Origin of the sequence: Variovorax trehalosi (assembly GCF_051216415.1) — a bacterium.
Lineage (GTDB): Bacteria > Pseudomonadota > Gammaproteobacteria > Burkholderiales > Burkholderiaceae_C > Variovorax.
This window is the reverse complement of record NZ_JBPJZG010000020.1, coordinates 1-4,966: the sequence shown is the minus strand read 5'-3', so window position 1 is coordinate 4,966 and position 4,966 is coordinate 1. Positions and strand designations below refer to the sequence as shown.

General features: G+C 68.8%; 5 protein-coding genes. All 5 read left to right on the top strand.

All coding sequences use genetic code 11. From position 1 onward, the window contains the following. A partial coding sequence (locus tag ACSFA7_RS33500; RefSeq protein WP_435503350.1) for an ABC transporter permease occupies positions 1–938 on the top strand: 938 nt, incomplete at its 5' end. 3 nt (positions 939–941) lie between these two features. After that, complete coding sequence (locus ACSFA7_RS33495) at positions 942–1,781, top strand: ABC transporter permease (RefSeq protein WP_435503349.1); 840 nt, start codon at positions 942–944, stop codon at positions 1,779–1,781. Further along, positions 1,781–2,830, top strand: a complete 1,050-nt coding sequence (locus ACSFA7_RS33490) for an ABC transporter ATP-binding protein (RefSeq protein WP_435503348.1) — start codon at positions 1,781–1,783, stop codon at positions 2,828–2,830. The genes ACSFA7_RS33495 and ACSFA7_RS33490 overlap by 1 nt, the downstream gene beginning before the upstream one ends. Continuing rightward, on the top strand, positions 2,827–3,822 hold the full coding sequence (locus ACSFA7_RS33485) for an ABC transporter ATP-binding protein (protein ID WP_435503347.1): 996 nt from the start codon (positions 2,827–2,829) through the stop codon (positions 3,820–3,822). Before ACSFA7_RS33490 ends, ACSFA7_RS33485 begins: the two co-directional genes overlap by 4 nt. Beyond that, positions 3,819–4,966: alanine racemase (locus ACSFA7_RS33480; protein ID WP_435503346.1), on the top strand; the 1,148-nt coding region annotated here is incomplete at its 3' end. The genes ACSFA7_RS33485 and ACSFA7_RS33480, both read left to right, overlap by 4 nt.

Genomic DNA, 4,966 nt, shown 5'->3' with positions numbered 1-4,966 from the left:
TTCGCTACATCGCCTCGCGCGCGGGCGGCATGCTCGTGGTGCTCGCCATCGTGGCGGTGCTGGTCTTCGTGCTCACACGCGCCGCATCGGGCGACCCGGTCTCGGTGCTGCTGGGCGACCAGGCCACCGCCGCCGACATCGCCCGCGTGCAGAAGGACTACGGCCTCGACAAGCCCCTGCCCGTGCAGTTCGGCTACTGGCTGCGCGAAGTGCTGCAAGGCAACCTGGGCACCTCGATCTTCCTGCAGCGCCCGGTGACGCAGGCGCTGTGGGAGCGCGCCGAGCCCACCACGCTGCTCGCGCTCATGGCCGTGGCCATCGCGGCGCTGATCGGCGTGCCCTGCGGCATCGTCTCGGCCGTGTTCCGCGGCCGCGTGGTCGACCAACTCTTCACCGGCATCGCGATGCTCGGTGCCAGCATTCCGAGCTTCTGGCTGGGCATCGTGCTGATCCAGATCTTCGCGGTGTCGTTCGGCTGGTTCCCGGTCTCGGGCTACGGCGCCCCCGATGCGCCGTTCATGGAGCGGCTGCATGCGCTGGTGCTGCCGGCTGCGGTGCTGGGCCTCCTGAACTCCGCGCTCATCATCCGCTTCACCCGCGCCTCGATGCTCGACGTGCTCGGCGAAGATTACGTTCGCACCGCACGCTCCAAGGGCCTCTCCGAGCGCAAGGTGGTCCTGAAGCACGCGCTGCGCAATGCGCTGGTGCCCATCGTCACGGTCATTGGCCTGACGGTCGCGCTGATGATCGGCGGCGCCGTCATCACCGAGACGGTGTTCGGCCTGCCGGGCGTGGGCAACCTCGTGGTGAGTGCGGTGCTGCGGCGCGACTATCCGGTGATCCAGGGGGCGCTGCTCGTGATTGCCGCGATCTACGTGCTCATCAATTTCTCGATCGACCTGCTGTATGCCGTGGTCGATCCTCGCGTGAAGGTCTGAGCCGTGCAGATGCCCCGAATGCTCCGCCAACTGATGCACCGCCGCATCGTGATGGTCTCCGCGCTGGTGCTGCTGGTGATTGCGATCATGGCCATCGGCGCGCCGCTGTTCGCCTCCATCGACCCCAACGACACGGCCGTGCTCGACCGCCTGAAGGCGCCGAGCGCCGAACACCTGCTGGGCACCGACGAACTGGGCCGCGACATGTACTCGCGCATCGTGCACGGCGCGCGCTACTCGCTGGCCATCGCGGCGCTCACCGCCCTGGGCTCGGTCATCGCCGGCACGGTGCTGGGCCTGATGGCCGGCTTCTTCCGGCGCCTGGACACCCCGCTCATGCGCGTGGTCGACGCGATGATGTCCTTTCCCGACATCCTGCTGGCCATCGCGCTGGTGGCGATCCTCGGGCCCTCGCTCATGAACACCGTGCTCGCGCTGGTGCTGGTGTACACGCCGCGCGTGGCGCGGGTGGTGCGGGCCTCCACGCTGGTGGTGCGCGAGCTGCTGTTCGTCGAAGCGGTGCGTGCGCTGGGTGTGCGCACCTCGCGCATCCTCTGGCGCCACATCCTGCCGAACCTGATGTCGCCGATCCTGGTGCAGGTGTCGTTCATCTTCGCCTACGCCATCCTGGCCGAGGCGGGCCTGTCGTTCCTCGGTGTCGGCGTGCCGCCCGAGATCCCGACCTGGGGCACCATGGTCGCGGGCAGCCAGCAGTACGCGCACCAGGCCTTCTGGGTGGTGCTGTTCCCGGGCCTGGCGATCACCTTCACGGCGCTGTCGCTGCAGCTGCTCGGTGACGGCGTGCGCGACCTGCTGGACCCCAAGCTGAAGAAGACCTCGTGATGACGAACGCCACGAACACCCCCTCCAACAGTGCGCGCCTCACGGTCAGCAACCTGAGCACCAGCTTCCCTACCGAGGACGGCCTGATCCGCTCGGTGGCCGATGTGAGCTTCTCCATCCAGCCGGGCAAGACCACCGCGCTGGTCGGCGAGTCGGGTTCGGGCAAGTCGGTCACCAGCCTCACGCTGATGCGCCTTCTGCCCAAGACCGCGAACGCACAGGTCAGCGGCTCGGCCTCCTTCGTGACCCGCGAAGGCAAGACGCTGGACCTGCTGCAGATCGGCGAGCGTGAGATGCGGTCTCTCCGCGGCAACCAGCTGTCGATGATCTTCCAGGAGCCGATGACCAGCCTGAACCCGGTCTTCACCATCGGCGAGCAGATCGCCGAGAGCGTGCGCCTGCACAAGGGGCTGGACCGCAAGGCCGCGCTCGCCCATGCGCTGCGCATGCTGGAGCTGGTGGAGATTCCGGCGGCGGCGCAGCGCATCCACGAGTACCCGCACCAGCTCTCAGGCGGCATGCGCCAGCGCGTGATGATCGCGCTCGCGATGGCCTGCGATCCGACGCTGCTGATCGCCGACGAGCCGACCACCGCGCTGGACGTGACCATCCAGGCGCAGATCCTCGAACTCATGCGGCGGCTGCAGGCCGAGACGGGCATGAGCATCCTCTTCATCACCCACAACCTGGGCGTGGTCGCGCACCATGCGGACGACGTGGTGGTGCTGTATGCGGGCCGCGTGGTCGAGAGCGCGCCGGTGCGGCCGCTGTTCGCGCAGCCCGAGCATCCGTACACGCAGGGCCTGCTGGCCTGCCTGCCGGGCAAGGCGCGCCTGCCGGGGCAACCCAAGCCCAAGCGCCTCTTTGCGATCCGCGGGCAGGTGTCCAGCCCGCTGGCGCCGCCGCCCGGCTGTGCGTTCGAGCCGCGTTGCGACCTCGCGCTGGGCGAATGCAGCGCCGTGATTCCGCCGCTCATCGACATCCGGCAGGGCCGCCAGGCCCGCTGCATTCGCGTGCAGCCCGATGCTCACCTCGCGAGGGTCGCATGACCGCTGTTTCTGTGTCTTCCTCTTCTTCTCCCTTGATCGAAGTCCGCGGCCTGAAGAAGTACTTCGGCAGCAGCGACCGCCCGGTGCGCGCGGTCGACGACGTGTCGTTCGCCATTCACCCCGGCGAGACGCTGGGCCTGGTGGGCGAATCGGGCTCGGGCAAGAGCACCATCGGGCGCACCGTGCTGCGGCTGGTCGAGCGCACCGAGGGCCAGGTGCTCTACCGCGGCGACGACATCGGCGCACTCTCGGGCGAGCGGATGCGCAAGCTCCGCAGCAAGCTGCAGATCATCTTCCAGGACCCGTACGCGAGCCTGAACCCGAAGATGCGCATCAGCGCGATCCTGGGCGAGGCGCTGTCCACGCACGGGCTGCACAAGGGGGCGGCGGCGCGCGACAAGCGCATTGCCGAGCTGCTGGAGACCGTGGGCCTGCGCGCCGAGCATGCGAGCCGCTTCCCGCACGAGTTCTCGGGCGGGCAGCGCCAGCGCATCGGGGTGGCGCGCGCGCTCGCGGTGGAGCCGGAGTTCATCGTGGCGGACGAGCCGCTGTCGGCGCTGGACGTGTCGATCCAGTCGCAGGTCATCAACCTGCTGGCCGACCTGCGCGAGCGCCTGGGCCTGACCATGCTCTTCATCTCGCACGACCTGGACGTGGTCGAGTACCTGTGCGACCGGGTGGTGGTGCTGTACCTGGGCAAGGTGATGGAGGTGGCCGAGACCGACGAGCTGTTCGCACGGCCCTCGCACCCCTACACCCAGGCGCTGCTGGCCGCGAGCCCGAAGCCCGATCCGACGCTCGCCACGGAACGCATTGCGCTCAAGGGCGACATTCCCAGCCCCATCTCGCCGCCCTCGGGCTGCGTGTTCCGCACGCGCTGCCCGCATGCCATCGAGGCCTGTGCGCAGACGGTGCCATCGCTTGATGAGATATCTCCCGGACACTACAGCGCCTGCATCCGCAAGGAGCTGCTTTCCAACATTGCCGTATGACGACCATGACAGACACCGCCGCCACCAAAGACTTCAACGATCCGCTGCTGGGCAGCAGCTTCAAGGGCTACCCGCGCACCCAGCCGCCGCGCTTGCGCAGCGAAGTGGGCGCCGCCGGCTGGAACGTGCTGGCCGGCGATCTGCCGCTGCCGCTGGCGATGCTCAAGCGCGAGGCGCTGGAGCACAACCTTGCCTGGATGCAGTCGCGCGTGCGCGAGTGGGGCATCGACCTGGCGCCGCACGGCAAGACCACGATGTCGCCGCAGCTCTTCCAGCGCCAGCTGGATGCGGGTGCGTGGGGGCTGACCTTTGCGACCGTCACGCAGCTGGCCGTGGGCGTGGCGGCCGGGGCGCGCCGCACGCTCATTGCCAACCAGGTGGTGAGCGACGAAGACCTGGCGGGCATCCAGTTGCTGTTGAGTGCGACGCCGGGTTTGCGCATCGTGTTCCTGGTCGATTCGATCGCGCAGCTCGGCCTGATCGAGGACTGGGCGAGGCGCCACCCCGCGAGCGTGCCGTTCGAAGTGATGCTCGAAATCGGCGTCGAGGGCGCGCGTACCGGTTGCCGCACCCACGAAGAAGCGGTGACGCTCGCCACGCGCCTGCGCGCGAGCGATGCGGTCAAGCTCGTCGGCATCGAGACCTACGAAGGGCAGGGCGCCACCGGCGTCAGCGAGCCCGACACCGCGTACGCCAACACGCTGATGGACCGCGTCGAAGCCATCGCGCGTCACTGCGACACGCAGAAACTCTTCGAGACCGACGAGGTGCTGGTCTCGGCCGGCGGCTCGGCCATCTTCGACCTCGTGGCCGGACGCCTCAAGCCCGCGCTGGGTTCTCCGGTGCGGGGCCTGTTGCGCTCGGGCTGCTACGTCACGCACGACCATGGCTTCTACAAGCGCATGGTCAGCGCGGTCGATGAGCGCCTCGGCTGTGAATGCGGAGAAGGCCTGCGTCCCGCGATGGAGGTCTGGGCCACGGTGCAATCGCGCCCCGAGCCTGGCCTTGCGATCCTCGCCGTGGGCAAGCGCGACATCTCATTCGACCTCTCGATGCCCGTGCCCATCGGACGCGCCGCACGCGGCGCGCTCGAAGCGCAGGCCGTGCCCGCCGGCTGGAAGATCACCGCGCTCAACGACCAGCA

What these genes read in the sequence shown, in the direction of transcription:
- ACSFA7_RS33490 (WP_435503348.1), top strand. Translation starts at nt 1,781, where the DNA reads ATGACGAACGCCACGAACACCCCCTCCAACAGTGCGCGCCTCACGGTC.
- ACSFA7_RS33485 (WP_435503347.1), top strand. Translation starts at nt 2,827, where the DNA reads ATGACCGCTGTTTCTGTGTCTTCCTCTTCTTCTCCCTTGATCGAAGTC.